Origin of the sequence: Paenibacillus marchantiae, from assembly GCF_028771845.1 — a bacterium.
GTDB classification, from domain to species: domain Bacteria; phylum Bacillota; class Bacilli; order Paenibacillales; family Paenibacillaceae; genus Paenibacillus; species Paenibacillus marchantiae.
This window is the reverse complement of record NZ_CP118270.1, coordinates 6,758,120-6,776,709: the sequence shown is the minus strand read 5'-3', so window position 1 is coordinate 6,776,709 and position 18,590 is coordinate 6,758,120. Positions and strand designations below refer to the sequence as shown.

The 18,590-nt window shown below is 47.5% G+C and carries 15 protein-coding genes; all 15 read left to right on the top strand.

Translation table 11 applies throughout. The features are described 5' to 3' along the window. Positions 1-161 precede the first annotated feature (161 nt). Positions 162-752, top strand: coding sequence for an ATP-dependent Clp endopeptidase proteolytic subunit ClpP (gene clpP / locus PTQ21_RS30465; protein ID WP_024633993.1), 591 nt, complete (start codon positions 162-164; stop codon positions 750-752). A 12-nt stretch (positions 753-764) separates the two neighbouring features. After that, positions 765-2,018 carry an ATP-dependent protease ATP-binding subunit ClpX gene (clpX, locus tag PTQ21_RS30460; RefSeq protein ID WP_063566713.1) on the top strand — a complete coding sequence of 418 codons (1,254 nt, stop codon included), beginning with the start codon at positions 765-767 and terminating at the stop codon, positions 2,016-2,018. A 123-nt stretch (positions 2,019-2,141) separates the two neighbouring features. Further along, positions 2,142-3,239: a flavodoxin-dependent (E)-4-hydroxy-3-methylbut-2-enyl-diphosphate synthase gene (gene ispG, locus PTQ21_RS30455; RefSeq protein ID WP_063566714.1), complete on the top strand. Its 1,098-nt coding sequence runs from the start codon at positions 2,142-2,144 to the stop codon at positions 3,237-3,239. A gap of 169 nt (positions 3,240-3,408) precedes the next feature. Next, a complete protein-coding gene (gene lonB, locus PTQ21_RS30450; protein WP_274568306.1) occupies positions 3,409-5,163 on the top strand; it encodes an ATP-dependent protease LonB in 1,755 nt (584 codons plus the stop codon). An 86-nt stretch (positions 5,164-5,249) separates the two neighbouring features. Then, positions 5,250-7,589 carry an endopeptidase La gene (gene lon, locus PTQ21_RS30445; RefSeq protein WP_072735421.1) on the top strand — a complete coding sequence of 780 codons (2,340 nt, stop codon included), beginning with the start codon at positions 5,250-5,252 and terminating at the stop codon, positions 7,587-7,589. A gap of 155 nt (positions 7,590-7,744) precedes the next feature. Next, positions 7,745-8,398, top strand: coding sequence for a ribosome biogenesis GTP-binding protein YihA/YsxC (yihA, locus tag PTQ21_RS30440; protein ID WP_063566717.1), 654 nt, complete (start codon positions 7,745-7,747; stop codon positions 8,396-8,398). Between the two features lie 266 nt (positions 8,399-8,664). Beyond that, the gene (locus PTQ21_RS30435) at positions 8,665-9,255 is read left to right on the top strand and encodes a hypothetical protein (RefSeq protein WP_063566718.1); all 591 of its coding nucleotides are present in this window, start codon (positions 8,665-8,667) and stop codon (positions 9,253-9,255) included. A 570-nt stretch (positions 9,256-9,825) separates the two neighbouring features. Beyond that, positions 9,826-11,214: a glutamyl-tRNA reductase gene (hemA, locus tag PTQ21_RS30430; protein ID WP_063566719.1), complete on the top strand. Its 1,389-nt coding sequence runs from the start codon at positions 9,826-9,828 to the stop codon at positions 11,212-11,214. A gap of 14 nt (positions 11,215-11,228) precedes the next feature. Beyond that, complete coding sequence (gene ccsA, locus PTQ21_RS30425) at positions 11,229-12,056, top strand: cytochrome c biogenesis protein CcsA (protein ID WP_371121670.1); 828 nt, start codon at positions 11,229-11,231, stop codon at positions 12,054-12,056. Further along, positions 12,019-12,711, top strand: coding sequence for a precorrin-2 dehydrogenase/sirohydrochlorin ferrochelatase family protein (locus tag PTQ21_RS30420; protein WP_256336667.1), 693 nt, complete (start codon positions 12,019-12,021; stop codon positions 12,709-12,711). The genes ccsA and PTQ21_RS30420 overlap by 38 nt, the downstream gene beginning before the upstream one ends. Before the next feature lie 2 nt (positions 12,712-12,713). Beyond that, positions 12,714-13,670 (top strand): hydroxymethylbilane synthase, encoded by a 957-nt coding sequence (gene hemC / locus PTQ21_RS30415; RefSeq protein ID WP_063566721.1) that lies wholly within the window; start codon positions 12,714-12,716, stop codon positions 13,668-13,670. A 4-nt stretch (positions 13,671-13,674) separates the two neighbouring features. Beyond that, positions 13,675-15,237 (top strand): uroporphyrinogen-III C-methyltransferase, encoded by a 1,563-nt coding sequence (gene cobA, locus PTQ21_RS30410; protein WP_274570589.1) that lies wholly within the window; start codon positions 13,675-13,677, stop codon positions 15,235-15,237. Positions 15,238-15,344: 107 nt separating this feature from the next. After that, entirely contained in the window at positions 15,345-16,346 is a 1,002-nt protein-coding gene (gene hemB / locus PTQ21_RS30405) for a porphobilinogen synthase (RefSeq protein ID WP_274568303.1), read from the top strand. A gap of 22 nt (positions 16,347-16,368) precedes the next feature. Then, complete coding sequence (hemL, locus tag PTQ21_RS30400; protein ID WP_079696600.1) at positions 16,369-17,673, top strand: glutamate-1-semialdehyde 2,1-aminomutase; 1,305 nt, start codon at positions 16,369-16,371, stop codon at positions 17,671-17,673. Next, positions 17,670-18,578, top strand: a complete 909-nt coding sequence (locus PTQ21_RS30395; RefSeq protein WP_274568302.1) for an RluA family pseudouridine synthase — start codon at positions 17,670-17,672, stop codon at positions 18,576-18,578. The genes hemL and PTQ21_RS30395 overlap by 4 nt, the downstream gene beginning before the upstream one ends. Positions 18,579-18,590 lie beyond the last annotated feature (12 nt).

Genomic DNA, 18,590 nt, shown 5'->3' with positions numbered 1-18,590 from the left:
ATAGAAAACATGGTTAAATATGATCAGGCAAAAAAGTAAACTTACTCCGTCTTTACACCACTTGTGAAAAATGACATTGTCACAGGAACGTGTTAGAATGAATTTGGGTTTGCTTTACAGGTAGCCTATGTCTAATTACATGTAGAAAAGAGGTTGGTCTCATGAGTCTGGTGCCAATGGTTGTTGAACAAACCAATCGAGGCGAGCGGTCTTACGATATATATTCGCGTTTGCTGAAGGATCGCATTATCTTTTTAACCAGTGCGATTGATGACGATGTAGCCAATCTTGTCATAGCGCAGCTTTTGTTTTTGGCAGCCGACGATCCTGAGAAGGATATAAGTTTGTACATTAATTCACCTGGTGGTTCTGTCACCGCAGGGATGGGTATATACGATACGATGCAATATATCAAGCCGGATGTATCGACCATTTGCGTAGGTATGGCAGCAAGCATGGGCTCGTTATTGCTGACAGCCGGAGCTCCTGGTAAACGATATGCGCTGACTAACAGCGAAGTGATGATTCATCAGCCGCTTGGCGGCGTTCAAGGACAGGCTGCGGATATCAAAATTCACGCAGAATGGATTATTAAAACACGTCAGAAACTGAATCAAATATACGTCGATCGTACAGGTCAACCCCTTGAGAAAATCGAGCGGGACACAGACCGTGACTTTTTCATGAGTGCTGAAGAAGCCAAAACGTACGGCATTATTGACCAGGTGCTCAGCAGACCGATCAATTCCTAAAGGGGTGGTTTCATGTTTAAATTTAACGATGAGAAAGGGCAGTTGAAATGCTCTTTTTGCGGTAAATCTCAGGAACAGGTGCGCAAGCTGGTCGCTGGACCGGGCGTTTACATTTGTGATGAATGTATCGAACTGTGCACTGAAATCGTAGAGGAAGAGCTCGGTCATGACGAAGAACTGGACCTCAAAGATATTCCAAAACCGAAAGAAATCCGCGACATTCTTGACCAGTACGTCATTGGTCAGGATCAGGCGAAGAAATCTTTGTCTGTAGCGGTTTACAATCACTATAAACGGATCAACACACAAAGTAAGATTGAGGATGTTGAATTGCAAAAAAGTAATATTTTGCTGTTAGGACCTACGGGTTCTGGTAAAACGTTGCTTGCGCAAACGATGGCCAAAATCCTTAATGTTCCTTTTGCTATTGCTGATGCAACTTCATTGACGGAAGCGGGTTATGTCGGCGAAGATGTAGAGAACATTCTGCTCAAGCTGATTCAAGCTGCTGATTATGATGTGGAAAAAGCAGAGCGCGGCATTATTTATATCGATGAAATTGATAAAGTAGCGCGTAAATCCGAGAACCCATCCATTACTCGTGATGTATCGGGTGAAGGTGTTCAACAAGCGCTCTTGAAAATCCTGGAAGGAACTGTAGCTTCTGTACCACCACAAGGTGGTCGTAAGCATCCACATCAGGAATTCATCCAGATTGATACCACCAACATCTTGTTCATTTGTGGCGGTGCCTTTGATGGTCTCGAGCAAATGATTAAACGCCGGATCGGTAAAAAAGTCATCGGCTTTAATACCGTTGCGGAACAAAAAGATCTTAAACCAGGTGAATATCTGGGTATGGTATTGCCGGAAGACTTGCTGAAATTCGGTCTGATTCCGGAATTTGTAGGCCGTTTGCCAGTTATCTCCACTTTGGAGCCACTGGACGAAGACACATTGGTACGGATTCTTTCCGAGCCAAAAAATGCGCTTACGAAACAGTACCAAAAACTGCTTGAGCTGGATAATGTGAATCTGGTGTTCGAACCAGGAGCATTGCTGGCGATTGCGAAGGAAGCCATTAAACGTAACACGGGTGCACGTGGACTACGTGCAATCATCGAGGGCATTATGCTTGAGATTATGTACGAAGTGCCTTCCCGTGATGATGTTACGAACTGTGTCATTACCGAAGAGGTCGTTGAGAAGAGAGTCGTGCCTGAACTGAGCCAATCCAAGGACGACAAGCAGGAAGAAAGTGCCTAACTAAAGGCGAATATTCCGTTTCAACACTGAAATATAGACTTGTCAGTTCTCCACTCCTGGCAGAAGGCGAATTCATGTCTCTGTCAGGGTGGAGCTTTGACGTTGTGGGGAGAGAAATCACTCATGTTTTTAAGACAAGATACACGACCCGTAAAAGTGGGTAACTTAACGATTGGTGGCAGCAACGAAGTCATCATCCAGAGCATGTGTACAACGAAAACGGCAGACGTTGAGGCAACCGTGGCAGAGATTTTGCGTTTGGAAGAAGCAGGCTGCCAAGTGGTGCGTGTAACGGTGAACAATGAGGAAGCTGCAGCAGCCATCAAGGAAATCAAAAAACGGATTAATATTCCGCTCGTAGCGGATATCCATTTTAATTATAAACTGGCGCTCCTTGCGATTGAGAATGGCATCGATAAAGTACGGATTAATCCCGGCAATATCGGTAAACGTTCCAAAGTAGAGGAAGTCGTCAAAGCTTGTAAAGAGAAGGGTATTCCGATTCGGATCGGGGTAAACGCAGGTTCTCTGGAGAACCATTTGCTCGAAAAATATGGTTATCCAACAGCTGATGCTATGGTAGAAAGTGCACTTTATCACATTGGCATTCTAGAAGAATTGGATTTTCACGATATTATCGTGTCTCTCAAAGCATCGGATGTGCCGATGGCGATTGAGGCTTATTCCAAAGCGGCTGAGATCATCAAGTATCCGTTGCATTTGGGCATTACCGAGGCGGGTACATTGTTCTCTGGTACAATCAAAAGTTCTGCCGGTATGGGTGCCTTGTTATCCATGGGCATTGGTTCGACGATGCGGATATCGCTTAGTGCGGACCCGGTTGAAGAGATTAAGGTTGCTCGTGACCTGCTCAAAACCTTTGGTCTGATTTCAAATGCAGCTACGCTGATTTCCTGTCCTACCTGTGGCCGTTTGGATATCGATCTGTTCTCCATTGCGAATGAAGTGGAAGAGTATATCTCCAAACTTAAGGTGCCGATCAAAGTATCGGTGCTGGGTTGTGCTGTTAACGGTCCGGGTGAAGCCAAGGAAGCGGATATCGGTATTGCCGGTGCACGCGGAGAAGGCTTGTTATTCCGTCATGGTAAAATGATCCGTAAAGTGCCAGAAGAGATCATGGTTGAGGAATTGAAAAAAGAGATTGACAAAATCGTGGAGTCTTATGAAGCGACAGGCGTTATTCCTGGCCGCTCGCACTGATTGATTTATATATCGTTTTGTAACAGTCCGTCAGCATTGACGGGCTGTTTTTTGTTCTCAAACATACAATTTCCTGATCACCCGTTTACGTCTCGGTGAAAAGGCTATACTACCAAGTATTAGCATGATCTCGTATGAGAATAGGGTTAGAACAGGAGGATGTTGAGACATGGAATTTGGTATGGTCATAATGATGATTCAGTTATTTTTTGGTGTGGTGATCGGTTTGTATTTCTGGAATTTACTTCGAGGGCAGAAAACGAATCGCGGTGCGGTGGAGCGTGAATCCCGCAAGGAACTGGAGAAGCTGCGGAAGTTGCGCTCCATTTCACTCACCAAGCCCCTGTCAGAGAAGACACGTCCGGCAACCATTAATGACATTGTAGGGCAAAAAGACGGACTTCGCGCCCTTAAAGCCGCGCTATGCAGTGCTAATCCACAGCATGTCATTATATATGGACCTCCAGGGGTAGGTAAAACAGCTGCTGCAAGGGTGGTTTTGGAAGAAGCCAAAAAGAATCCGTCATCTCCCTTCAAGGCCGATGCCAAATTCACGGAACTTGACGCCACGACGGCGCGTTTTGATGAACGGGGTATTGCTGACCCTTTGATTGGTTCAGTGCATGATCCGATCTATCAGGGAGCAGGAGCGATGGGCGTAGCAGGCATTCCACAGCCGAAACCCGGTGCCGTTACCAAAGCGCATGGAGGGATGCTTTTTATTGATGAGATCGGTGAACTGCATTCCATTCAGATGAATAAACTGCTGAAAGTATTGGAGGACCGCAAGGTGTTTTTGGAAAGTGCGTACTATAACTCGGAAGACACGCATACTCCTGCTTATATCCACGATATTTTTCAAAATGGTCTGCCAGCCGATTTTCGTCTTGTCGGAGCGACGACTCGATCGTCCCATGAACTGCCTCCAGCCTTGCGCTCGCGGTGCATGGAGGTCTATTTCCGTCCATTGCTGCCGGAAGAAATCGGGCAAATTGCGGAAGACGCTGTACAGAAAATCGGATTCAGTCCATGTCCAGAGGCAGTTGATGTGGTTAAGCGCTATGCAACCAATGGCCGTGAAGCGGTCAATATCATTCAACTCGCTGCTGGGCTGGCTTTGACTGAAAAACGTGAAACGCTGCAGGCGTCGGATGTGGAATGGGTCGCTAGCAGCAGCCAGATTCAGCCCCGGCCAGATCGCAAGGTGCCTATGCGGCCACAGATCGGTTTTGTGAATGGCTTGGCCGTATATGGACCGAATATGGGCACCATTCTGGAGATTGAAGTATCCGCTGTTCCGACTCTTCGAGATCAGGGACGAATTAACATCACGGGAGTTGTGGATGAAGAAGAGATTGGAGGCGGTTCGCGCACACTCCGGCGAAAAAGCATGGCTAGAGGCTCGGTTGAAAATGTGATAACCGTATTAAAGGCCATGGGCATTCGTCCTAACGACTATGATTTACACGTCAACTTCCCAGGTGGAACGCCAATTGATGGCCCATCTGCGGGGATTGCCATGGCGACAGCCATTACATCAGCCATCCAGGGGCGTCCGATTGACCATGAGACAGCGATGACTGGCGAGATCAGTATTCATGGCCGGGTAAAACCGATCGGCGGTGTACTCGCCAAAGTGGAGGCTGCATTCCAGGCGGGCGCCAAAACGGTCATTATTCCGGCAGAGAACTGGCAGTCCATCTTTGAAAATCTGGATGGCTTACGAGTTATCCCGGTCGATACCGTTGAAGACGTATTCCGAGAAGTATTTGACTGGGTGCCTAATGAGGAGCAAGCCAAACAAATCAACCTTGCGGAGGAGACAGCAACACCTGCACCGGAGATTTTCCCGCCGGCATCCGCATCCTATTTACGTGCTGACTTGCCCCGTCCAGGACAGGTTACAGATTCGGGAAGCTGCTAAGCGCTTCCCTTCATTGGTTTTTTATGTGAACATTTGATAGAATAATGAATGACTACAACCTGAGAGCCATTGGAGGTGCGAAAGCGATGGGACCGAGCAAAGCGAAAGGTCGTCGTTTTCCTTTACTGCCTTTAAGAGGACTTCTCGTCTACCCGAGTATGGTACTGCATCTCGATGTGGGCCGGGAGAAATCGGTCAAGGCTTTAGAAAAAGCGATGGTAGAAGAACATTTGATTCTCCTATGTTCCCAAGCCGAGGTAAATATTGAAGAACCAACACAAGAGGATATTTTCAGAATCGGAACGGTTGCCAAGGTCAGACAGATGCTGAAGCTTCCAAACGGGACGATTCGTGTACTTGTGGAAGGCTTGGAACGGGCTGAAATCATTGAATATACGGACAACGAGGAATACTATGAGGTTCTGGCACAAGAGCTTCCTGAAGAGGAGAACAGTCATCCGGAAACAGATGCGCTGATGCGTACAGTTCTGAACCAGTTCGAAAATTATATTAATCTGTCCAAAAAGGTTACACCTGAGACACTTGCGGCTGTGTCTGATATTGAAGAACCAGGTCGCTTGGCCGATGTCATCACCAGTCACCTGTCTTTGAAGATCAAGGACAAACAGGAGATTTTGGAGACCATCGACGTTCGTGAACGGCTGGAGAAGTTGCTGGACATCCTGAACAATGAGCGGGAAGTACTGGAGCTTGAACGCAAAATCAGCCAGCGCGTGAAGAAACAGATGGAGAAAACCCAGAAAGAGTACTATCTGCGTGAGCAGATGAAGGCGATTCAAAAAGAGCTGGGTGAGAAAGAAGGCCGTGCCGGGGAGGTTGAGGAACTCCGAAATCAAATGGAGGCTCTTGGCTTGCCGGACAAGGTGAAGGAAAAGGTTGAGAAAGAAATTGATCGGCTGGAGAAAATGCCATCAAGTTCTGCCGAAGGTGGCGTTATCCGCAACTATGTGGATTGGCTGCTGGGACTGCCTTGGACGCAGCTGACAGCTGACGATCTGGATATTCAAAAGGCTGAAGATGTGTTAAATGCAGATCACTACGGTTTGGAAAAACCGAAAGAACGTGTGCTTGAATATCTGGCTGTTCAGAAGCTGGTGAAAAAGCTTAAAGGACCGATCCTCTGTCTGGTTGGACCTCCAGGGGTCGGGAAAACGTCGCTTGCCCGCTCTATCGCCAGATCCCTTGGACGTGAATTCGTCAGAATATCGTTGGGTGGCGTGCGAGATGAAGCGGAAATTCGCGGTCATCGACGTACCTATGTGGGTGCAATGCCAGGTCGTATCATTCAGGGCATGAAGACAGCGGGTTCACTCAATCCGGTATTCCTGCTGGACGAGATCGATAAAATGGCTTCAGACTTCCGCGGAGACCCTTCCGCAGCGTTGCTCGAAGTACTTGATCCTGAACAGAACAACACATTCAGTGATCACTTTGTAGAGTTGCCGTTTGACTTATCTAACGTTATGTTTATTACAACTGCCAACACAGTGCATAACATTCCACGTCCGCTTTTGGACCGGATGGAGATGCTCAATATTCCGGGGTATACCGAGCTGGAGAAGCTGCAAATTGCCAAAAACTATTTGCTGCCGAAACAGAAACAGGATCATGGTCTGGAAGAAGATCAGCTGAATATCGGGGATGACAGCATGTTGCGTGTCATTCGTGAATATACACGAGAGTCCGGCGTGCGAAATCTGGAACAGCAGATGGCTTCGTTGTGTCGGAAAGCGGCCAAAAACATCGTGTCTGGTGTGGAAGGTCAGATTAACATTACAGCAGATGAAGTGAAGGATTACCTTGGTCCGGGTAAATTCCGCTATGGTATGGCCGAACTGGAAGATCAGATTGGTACTGTGACGGGATTGGCGTGGACTGAAGTGGGTGGAGATACCCTCGTGATCGAGGTTACCGTTGTACCTGGTACAGGCAAGCTGACGCTGACAGGTAAACTGGGCGATGTCATGAAGGAATCGGCTCAGGCGGCATTCAGCTACACCCGATCCAAAGCTGCACAGCTTGGTATTCCGTCTGACTTCCATGAGAAGAACGATATCCATATCCACGTTCCAGAAGGTGCCATTCCGAAGGATGGACCATCTGCTGGGATTACGATGGCGACTGCGTTGATCTCTGCTCTGACGAACAAACATGTCTCCAAGGACATTGCTATGACGGGCGAAATAACGCTTCGTGGCCGTGTGTTGCCGATCGGCGGACTTAAGGAAAAATCACTGGCGGCCCACCGTGCCGGTTACAAAAAAATATTATTGCCCAAGGATAACGAACGGGACCTGCGGGATATTCCGGACAGCATCAAAGAAGATGTGGAATTTGTTCCTGTAGCCCATATGGATCAGGTGCTGCAACATGCGCTTGTGGAACAGGCAGGAATACACCTGTAGTCCGTTAAACGAGGGATCGTATGAAGAGTAAACCGTTCTGCGGAAGCTTTGGCGTCCGCTGGAACGGTTTTTTTGGTATGATAGAACAATCCATGGCATAATACCAACAGCAGCTCTAATTAAGAGCACAGGATTCAAGAGAGGACAGATACATTATGAAAGTAAATCAATCCGAATTTATTATCAGTGCCGTTCGGCCTGAACAATACCCCGAGGACGGCCTGCCCGAGATTGCCTTGGCGGGACGATCAAATGTAGGGAAATCATCTTTGATCAACCGTTTGATTAATCGTAAAAACTTGGCACGGACGAGTTCTACCCCTGGTAAGACACAGCAACTGAACTATTATAAGATCAATCAGGATCTCTACTTCGTCGATTTCCCGGGATATGGCTACGCTAAAGTTTCCAAAGAGCAACGCTTTGCCTGGGGCAAAATGATGGAGAAGTACTTGTTGGGACGCGAAGAATTGAAACTGGTCATGCAGATGGTGGATATGAGACATGAACCGTCCAAGGATGACATGATGATGAATGAGTGGCTCCGCCATCATGGCTTGCCTCTGGTAGTTGTTGCGACGAAGATGGACAAGATTCCAAAAACGCGTAGAGCCAAACATATTAAAGTCATCAAGGAAGCTTTGGATCTTCGCCCGGGTGATCTGTTTGTACCGTTTTCATCGGAAGAAGGTTTAGGAAAAGAAGAATTATGGGAGATCATTACCCGCTTTGCCGGAATCGGTCAAGCTTCAGCGGAAGAAGAGTCACAGGCTGAGGAAAATCACGCAGACCACGAAATTAACGGATAACCGGGGATTACGCCATTTTGATGCAGGAAAGCGAGCAACTGGGGTGGATCTTTGATGCAATCAAGGATTAATCCATATTTTATGGATTTTCGTGAACATTCATTGTTTTATTTTGGGGCGAAATAGCTATACGGTAGTGTATAATGAGTATAGGTGCATTTGCGCCAACAGTACCAAAGTAGCGGCCTTGCCGACCTGAAGAATTTTGAGATCACTGCCACATGTGCAGGAAGACAAAACAATCGGGAAAGAATTGAGGAGATTTTATGGCTCAGCGATTAGCCACAGAGTATGTTAAAGCCACTTTGAAATTGTCAGAACCCCAGATGCATCAGTTTTTACGCATGACAGAAGATGGCCGGATTCATCAACGAGTGAAGGTGATGGAGAATGGCTGCCAGGAAATTGTGCTCGTAGATGTGAGTGGAGAAGAAGTTCATTTCCCTTTTGATCGTAGGGAAGGGTTTTACATCTGTGAGTTATCTTGCCGCCTGGTAAACCATTATCTGACGAACGTAGTCCGGAAGCTCTTTATGACTTTTAAGGGTGATGGCGTTGTTCATCGCATTTATGAGGAGTTTACCATGACGTATGTTTATACGCAGGGCGTTGTCCGTAAAATTGTGGAGCAGATCGGCGAGAATACCCGTGTCATCTACGAATACAAAAATACGTTGCTTGAATTGCAGCGTGTGTTTCAGGCTCGAGATATTGAACGCGAGATAAACCGGTTATACGCCGAGGTTGATTCGTTACTTGATACAAGAATGGATGCTTCTACTTCTGATCAACTCCAGCAGATTGATAAAAAGCTTGCGCGCCACCAGAAACGGCTGTTTGAGCTTGAAGCCTACTGACCCAAAAGAGTGAATTATACAAGTATTTAACTAACCATCCCCTAATGCTCTGATCTGGTACATTCCAGGTAGAAGCGAAAGGGGATTTCTTGATTTCGGGAGTTTGATGGATACGAATCTTTTATTTTCTGATCTTCCTAAAGGGGTTGCATTCCCTTTGGATAGATGTTATTTTTAATCTCATTGAAATGAAAAGAATAAAGGAACCAAGTACGCAAAGAAACGCGATTGAATAACGACAGCATGAATAATGTTCACATATCGGGATGGAACGAAGATCATCCCAAACCTGAATAGTCATGGAGCCATCCATGGCTATTTGTTTTATATGGGATTTTCATGAATCTTTATCATTAAAACAAGTATTTAACGCATAACGGTGAAGATTGGTGAGACACTACAATAAATGACAATGCATAAGATGATTTACATGGGGATTTCATAAACATTTCATAAAAATGGCCCGGTCATACTATGGATGTGTGATATAATTAACCATGTCAATCATAAATGGATGAACATATGTAGAAAACACTTTGATTGGAAATTTATTAGGCAGGTGAACTTGCAATGCACATCGTTGTCGTTGGTTTGAATTATCGCACGGCGCCTGTAGAGGTTAGGGAACGATTCACATTTGCAGAAAAGGACTTGTCTGAAGCGCTGCAGCAGCTCAAGCTGACCAAGAGTGTATTGGAAGGTGTAATCGTAGCCACATGTAACCGTACCGAGTTGTATGTTGTGGTAGACCGTCTTCACATGTGTGGTTATTTTATTCGGACGTTCATGGAACAATGGTTTAATGTTCCGCGGGAAGAATTTACGCAACACTTATATATATATGAAGATGATCAAGCCATGCGCCATTTGTTCCGTGTCATTTGTGGGCTGGATTCCATGGTTATTGGTGAGACTCAGATTCTTGGACAGGTGAAACAGGCTTTCTTCAAAGCACAGGAAGAGAAAGCTACTGGGACCTGGTTTAACATGCTGTTCAAACAGGCTGTTACATTGGGCAAACGGGCACATTCGGAGACTTCGATCGGAGAGAGTGCGGTATCTGTTAGTTATGCTGCTGTAGAACTAGGCAAGCGTATCTTTGGTATGTTCACGGATAAGAAGGTGCTGATTCTGGGTGCCGGCAAAATGAGTGAACTTACAGTAAAACATCTGTATACCAATGGAGCCTCCGAAGTCATTGTGGCGAATCGGACACTTGCGCGAGCTGAGGAATTGGCAGCGAAGTTTCGGGGGACCCCTTGTACGATGGAACAGGCACTAGAGCGACTGAACGAGGTTGATATTGTCATTAGTTCGACGGGGGCCGAAAGATATGTACTGGATGCCACTGTGGTTCGAGAGAGCATGAAGCGTCGTCAATCGCGTCCACTGTTCCTGATTGATATTGCTGTTCCGCGGGATATCGATCCGGCGATCGGCGAGTTATCCAATGTATTCCTTTATGATATTGATGATTTGGAAGGAATCGTGGAGAGCAATCTGGAGATGCGTAAGGTGGAAGCTGCCAAGATCGAGAAAATGATTGAACTTGAGATGGAAGATTATTATCAATGGCTCAAAACCTTGGGCGTTCGTCCTGTCATTCGGGCATTGCAGGAAAAAGGTGCTTCCATTCATGAAGAAACGATGGATAGTCTGTTTAATAAATTGCCTGAACTGGATGAACATCAGCGTAAAGTTATCCGCCGTCTGACGAAAAGCATCGTGAATCAAATGACGACAGATCCGATTAACCGGATTAAGGAAATGGCTGGTACCAAGCATGGTGATGAAGCGCTGCGCATGTTTACTCAGATCTTTGCTCTGGAGGATGCCGTAGAGGGGGCCGCTGAGAAAGTAAATCAGAGCGATGCCACGGCTCTGCGCAAACCGGATGCCGTTCATCTTAACGATTCCCGGCAAGACCCCGTGCCGGCTTATGCTCCGGCAGGCGTATAAGGCGGGTGGGCAGCTTGACCCTAGCTGAACAAATCTATGAAGCTTTAATCTATATGTATGCCCTGAGCCTACTGTTCTATTTCTCGGACTGCATTCGACGCAATGCGGGGGCGAAGCGGACAGGCACAGGGTTTCTTGTTGTTGTATGGGCACTTCAGGTGTTCCATGTCATTTTACGTATGTTAACCGAAGGGCATTTTCCAATCTACACAACGTTTGATTTTTTGTTTATATTTTCATTTAGCATCGTACTAATGTCTCTAGTGATGACTCGTATTCAACGTTCCGAATTTGTCATTTTGTTGCTGAACGTGGTTGGTTTCTCGGTTACAGTGTTGAACCGGTTGTGGTTTACAGCAGGTGAGATATCTCTGCATAACTGGCAGACAGTGCATGGATTGCTTATTATGCATATCACCTTGGCCAATCTTGGTTTTGCGGCTTTGACGGTGGGTGCTGTATTTGCCATGTTATATCTGTTTTTGCACCGCAAGCTGAAGAATAAGAAATGGAATGATACCGTACGTCGTCTGCCGAGTCTCGAAGTGATCGGCAAATATATGGATGGGGCTACACTGATTGGCACACCTCTCCTTGGTGTTTCTATCATGCTCGCGGTATTGTCCATTGTAGCCGAAACGCGCTGGAGCCTGCTCTTGGATCTCAAGGTTATTGCAACGGGGCTTGCCATAGCGATCTATGTGGGGTACTTCGTCTTTAAGAGAAGAAAACAGTTCTCCACAGTTATTATGGCGAGATGGACGCTGATCGGATACGGCTTTGTCATTATCAGTTTTTTATCCAATGCGTATTCAGCGTTTCATCGTTGGACGGGAGAGTGAAGGGATGGAACGGTACACGCCAATATTTGTAGATATATCAGGGAAATCCTGCTGCGTGGTTGGAGGCGGACGTGTTGCTGAACGTAAAATAAAAGGTTTGCTTCATGCGGAAGCGCAAATTAAGGTGATTAGTCCGGAAGTTACGCCAACGTTACAACAATTGCATCATGATTCCCGAATTCAATGGCTGGCCCGGTCCTACCGCAATGGAGATTTGCGGGGGGCCTTTCTCGTATATGCAGCAACGGACCATAGTGAAGTGAACACAGCTGTTGTCCAAGAAGCTGAAGATGCGGGTATACTGGTTAATGACGCTATATCTTCTGAGCGAAGTACCTTTATTACACCAAGTGTGGTCAGGCGTGGCAGACTGAGCATTGCGATATCGACCGCTGGAGCAGGGCCTATAGCCGCAGCGGAAATTCGTGACACATTGGAACAGCAATTCGGAGATGAGTACGAGACATATATTGAATTTTTGTATCAGATGAGGATGGAAGTAAAGGCACGTGTATCTTCACCAGGTGTCAGAGCTAAATTACTCCGTCGTTTAACCGAAATGAATGTACTGGAAAAGATCCGTGCAGGTCAGTTTAAGTGGTGGACCGAAGAACAAATTGGGGACTGGATATCCCATAATCAGGAGGACATGTAGACATGCGGACAATTAAAGTGGGAAGCAGACAAAGCGCACTTGCTTTGACCCAGACAGGCCATGTAATTCAAGATTTACGTGATATTTGTGAACGGGAAGGATTAGCTTTTGATTTTGAAGTACATAAAATTGTTACAAAAGGAGATTTAATTCTCGATGTAACCCTGTCCAAAGTCGGAGGCAAAGGACTGTTTGTCAAAGAGATTGAACAGGCGATGATGGATCGTACGATTGATATGGCTGTTCATAGCATGAAGGATATGCCTTCCGAGTTGCCCGAAGGGTTGACAAACGGGGCTGTTCCGCGCCGTGCGGATCCACGTGATGCACTAATTTCGAATGGTGGACTCACATTGGATCAATTGCCAGAAGGTGCAAGAGTGGGAACGAGCAGTCTGCGTCGATCCAGTCAACTGAAAGCATACCGTCCGGATTTACAACTCGAATCGCTTCGTGGCAATATTGATTCCCGTCTGCGCAAGCTGGAGACAGAAGGTTTGGACGCTATTATTTTGGCTGCCGCTGGACTGTATCGAATGGGCTGGCAGGATCGGATTACGGAATATCTGTCAGAGGAAGCTTGTCTTCCCGCAGTAGGTCAGGGTGCGCTTGGCATTGAATGCCGTGAAGACGATGCGGAACTGCTCCATCTGTTGCAGTTGTACAACGATCCGGAAACCGCATTTCCTGTGTTGGCTGAACGTCGCTTCCTTAGTGTATTAAATGGGGGCTGTCAGGTTCCGATTGGAGCTCATGCCGTATGGGTGAAACAGCAAGATGCAGATTCCCCGAATGGACAAAACACGTTACAATTAACAGGTATGGTCGGTACGCCGGACGGTGGACTGATTCTTAAAGAAGCAATGACGGGCAAAGATCCGGTTCGTCTTGGGGAAGAAGTGGCTTGGAGATTGATTGAACGGGGAGCAGAGCAGATACTGGCAGAAGTTAGGGGATGAAGACATGGTGGGGAAGGTCTTTTTGGTTGGTGCAGGTCCAGGGGACGCCAAGCTGATTACGGTAAAAGGCTGGGAATCGATCGGTCGAGCGGATGCTGTTGTTTACGATCGGTTGGCTAGTCCAAGATTACTCAAACAAATGAAGCCCGGCGCGGTTAAGATATATGTGGGTAAACGGCCGGATCGACATACGATGAAGCAGGAAGAAATCAACCAGCTGTTGGTTGATCTCGCACTGGAAGGCAAGGTTGTGGTCCGGCTTAAAGGGGGAGACCCGACGATATTCGGACGCGTAGGTGAAGAGGCTGATCTGCTGCGCAAAAACGACGTTCCTTTTGAAATCGTACCTGGTGTAACCTCAGCAATAAGTGTACCTGCTTACGCTGGAATACCTGTGACCCACCGCGACTATGCTTCCTCTATTTCCATCATTACGGGGCATGAGAGTCCGGACAAGCTTGATCGCAGTATTCATTGGGATAAAGTGACGAATGCAACAGGCACACTGGTATTTATGATGGGAGTCTCCAAAATTGGATATATCAGCGAACAGTTGATTCGCCACGGACGCCCTGCGCAAACACCAGTGGCATTGATTCGATGGGGAACAAGAGCAGAGCAGGATACGATCACAGGTACGCTTGAAGATATTGAAGCAAAAGTCATCGCTGCGAATTTTCAACCACCCGCTGTCATTGTTGTTGGTGAGGTGGTGAACCAGCGCGAACAATTGAAATGGGCGGAAGCACTGCCGCTGTTTGGCAAACGCATTTTGGTGACGCGAGCACGCAGTCAGGCTAGTGAATTGGTCAACCGGATCGAGGAACTTGGCGGTGAACCTTATGAATTTCCGGTAATTGAGACCGTGATGCCATCAGGGGAGTCGGCACAGGAAAGTGTCAAACGGGCGTTTGGTGCGTTAAATACGTTTGACTGGGTATTTTTCACGAGTGTAAACGGGGTGGAATTCTTTTTCCGTCATTTGCAGCAACAGCGAAAAGATATTCGCTCCATTCATCAAGCGAGAATTGCGGCGGTAGGGCCTTCCACTGGGGAAGCTTTGCGTAGGTATGGCATCGTGGCGGAAGTCATCCAAGGACCATTTCAGGCCGAAGGTATGCTTGAAGCTTTTGAAAGTGAACTGAAGGAAGGGCAGAGGGTTCTTTTACCGCATGGAGATCTCGCACGCTCCTGGTTGCCTGAACAGTTGAGGGAGCGGGGACTTCTGGTCACCGAGGCGATTATCTATGACACCATTCTGGCTGGCGAGGATGACGATGAACTGCTGAAGCTGCTTGAAGAGGGCGGCATTCATGCGATGACCTTCACGAGTTCTTCCACAGTCACCAATTTCATGAGTATTCTGAAACGAATGGGATTGCAGGACCCCTTATCTTTATTGGAAAATGTAGAGGTTGCATGTATCGGGCCTGTTACAGCGAAGACGGCAGAAGCAGCAGGCTTGAAGGTCACAATGATGGCTGAAGAAGCAACCATTGAGAGTCTGATTTCTGTGTTGTCTGAGTGGAAACGAAAGCCTGCTACAGAAGCTGTATTTCCCCGTTAAACCTATAAATTGAACCGCAATCGATAGATGAAGCGTGCTGAATTCGTTACGATACCGGCGCGCTTCGCTTTTTGCTCCACATTACTATTCAGGGAGGTTTCACACGTATGAGTTTTCCAATTGTGCGGCATCGCCGTTTACGTCAATCCACAGGTATTCGCAATATGGTGAGAGAGACCCATTTGACTGTGGATGACTTTATCCAACCCATATATGTTACTTATGGTGAAAATGTAAAATCCGAAATCAAATCCATGCCGGGCGTATTCCGCTTCTCGCTGGATCGTCTGCAGGAAGAAGTGAAGGAGATTGCCGATCTGGGTATTCCGGCTGTGCTCTTATTCGGTATTCCTGAAACCAAAGACAGTGTTGGTTCGTCTGGATTTGCTGAAGATGGCATTGTACAGGAAGCAACGAAGCTGATTAAGTCCTGGTATCCTGAGCTGCTGGTTGTTGCTGATACCTGTCTGTGCGAATTCACCGATCACGGTCATTGTGGCATGGTGCACACCGTGGAAGTGGACGGTCACATTTGCGGAGATGTTCTCAATGACGAATCATTGGAGCTGCTCGTGAAAACAGCGGTATCCCAGGCTAAAGCTGGAGCGGACATCATTGCACCATCCAACATGATGGATGGATTTGTCCAAGCGATTCGTGCCGGACTGGATGAGAATGGCTTCAGTCACATTCCAATCATGTCCTACTCCGTAAAATATGCTTCAGCATTCTATGGTCCATTCCGCGAAGCTGCGGATTCCACGCCACAATTCGGAAATCGCAAGTCGTATCAGATGGACCCGGCAAACGCGCGTGAAGCATTGCGTGAAGCCGAAACCGATGTGCTCGAAGGCGCGGACATGTTGATGGTGAAACCTTCATTGTCCTATCTGGATGTCATGCGTACAATCAAGGACAATTTTGATCTGCCACTGGTTGCTTACAACGTAAGTGGAGAGTATGCCATGGTGAAGGCAGCGGCGATTCAAGGGTGGATTGATGAGAAGAAAGTGGCCATGGAAATTCTGCTGAGTATGAAACGTGCGGGGGCAGATATGATTATTACGTACTACGGAAAAGACGCTTCACGCTGGTTGGCCGAGAAATAAATTTATGTTAAGGAGGATGTTCATGACTGCACAACAAGGAACTCGTCGCAATGATGAGCGCTCACGCAGCGCATTTGAAGAAGCCAAGCAGTACATACCTGGGGGTGTGAACAGTCCCGTTCGGGCGTTCAAATCGGTGGGGCTTACCCCGATCTATGCAGAGCGCGGAGAAGGCTCCAAAATCTATGATATTGATGGCAATGTTTTTATTGATTATGTGGGATCCTGGGGTCCGCTTATTATGGGACATGCGCATCCTGACGTTGTGGAAGCTTTGCGTGAGACAGCCCTTAAAGGAACAAGCTTTGGTGCGCCAACACTGCTGGAGACCGAGATGGCTAAACTCGTCTGTGACCGTGTGCCTTCGATCGATATCGTACGAATGGTGAATTCCGGTACGGAAGCAACCATGAGTGCAATTCGGCTGGCACGTGGTGTAACCGGACGCAGTAAAATTTTGAAGTTTGAAGGATCATATCACGGGCATGCCGATAGCTTGCTGATCAAAGCAGGATCTGGTGTAGCAACACTGGGTCTGCCTGACAGCCCTGGTGTTCCTGAAGGTGTGGCTATGAATACGATTACGGTTCCATACAATGACCTGGAGTCAGTGAAGCTTGCTTTTGAACGTTATGGCGAAGAACTGGCCGCCGTCATTGTGGAACCTGTTGCAGGTAATATGGGAGTTGTACCACCCGTTTCGGGTTTCCTTGAAGGCCTGCGCAATTTGACGTCTCAATACGGCAGTCTGCTCATTTTTGACGAAGTCATGACCGGTTTCCGTGTAGGGTTGAACTGTGCACAGGGACGATATGGCGTTACACCTGACCTGACTTGTCTGGGTAAAGTAATCGGTGGCGGGCTTCCGGTGGGCGCTTATGGCGGCAGACGTGATCTGATGGAACAGATTGCTCCGACCGGACCGATCTATCAGGCAGGTACACTGAGCGGTAATCCACTGGCTATGGCAGCAGGTTATACGACACTCAAATTGTTGACACCGGAGGTCTATGATCGTCTGGAGACACTGTCTGCACGCTTGCAGGCTGGGTTTGAGAAGAATGCAGCAGAGACGGGTGTAGCCATAACGATTAACCGTGTTGGTTCGATGGTATGTCCATTTTTCAGTGCTGTTCCGGTTACGAATTATGATATTGCTAAAGAAAGCAATCTCGATCAATTCCGTCGTTACTTTGCGGCCATGATTGATCAGGGTGTAAGTGTTGCACCTTCCCAATACGAAGGCATGTTTGTTTCTGGCGTGCATACGGAGCAGGATATTGACGATACGATCGAGGCAAACCGTAAGGCTCTTCAATCATTATGACCATTAAAAGTTGGAAACGTCGTGGGGAATGGCTTGAGCTAATGCCAGGCAAAGCGGTGACAGGCAGTTCAGACAGGCAAACGGCTGCAGAGCAATGGCTCTTGTCTGAGCTTCAGTTACCAGAGAAAATGTTGCGTCAGCTAAAGACGAACCAAGGCATACAACTCGCAGGGGACCGGCTTCGGCTGGCCCTTTTTGCGTCTCAGCCGATCGATGTTGAACCGCGTTGGGCGGATATCGATGTTCTGTATGAGGATGACTTCTGTCTGGTCGTGCATAAACCGGCCGGAATGAAGCTTCATCCCGATGGGAGCCGGGCGGATCAAGCGATTACACTGGATCATGCGGTTGCGTCTTATTACGAAATGAATGGAATTCAGACGAATGTACGCCATGTTCACCGTCTGGACGAGGACACAACTGGACCTGTTTTATATGCCAAAAATGCTTTTGCCCTCGCGAAACTGGATGAAGCGATGCGCCGTAAAGACATTGGACGCCATTACGTCGCCATTGCAGGCGGTCAGATATCCATGGAGCTGAATACAATTGATGCTCCGATTGGGAAGGACAGGCATCACAAGCAACGCAGACGTATCTCTGAAGGTGGGCAGGACGCTGTAACTCACGTGGAGATCGTGGAGGTATGGGATAGGGCGACCCTTGTCCGGCTGACACTGGATACAGGACGCACACACCAGATTCGGGTGCATTTAAGTTATGCAGGACATCCCCTCGTTGGAGATGAGTTATATGAAGGCAGAAGGGATTCTATTGGTCGACAAGCGCTTCATGGTGAGACACTGAGTTTTGCTCATCCACTAACAGGTGCACGAATTGAAGTGGCAGACCCTTGGCCGCAGGATTTTGAACAACTGGCACAACGGGAAGGCAAGGACCAATAAACTGGGAAGGTT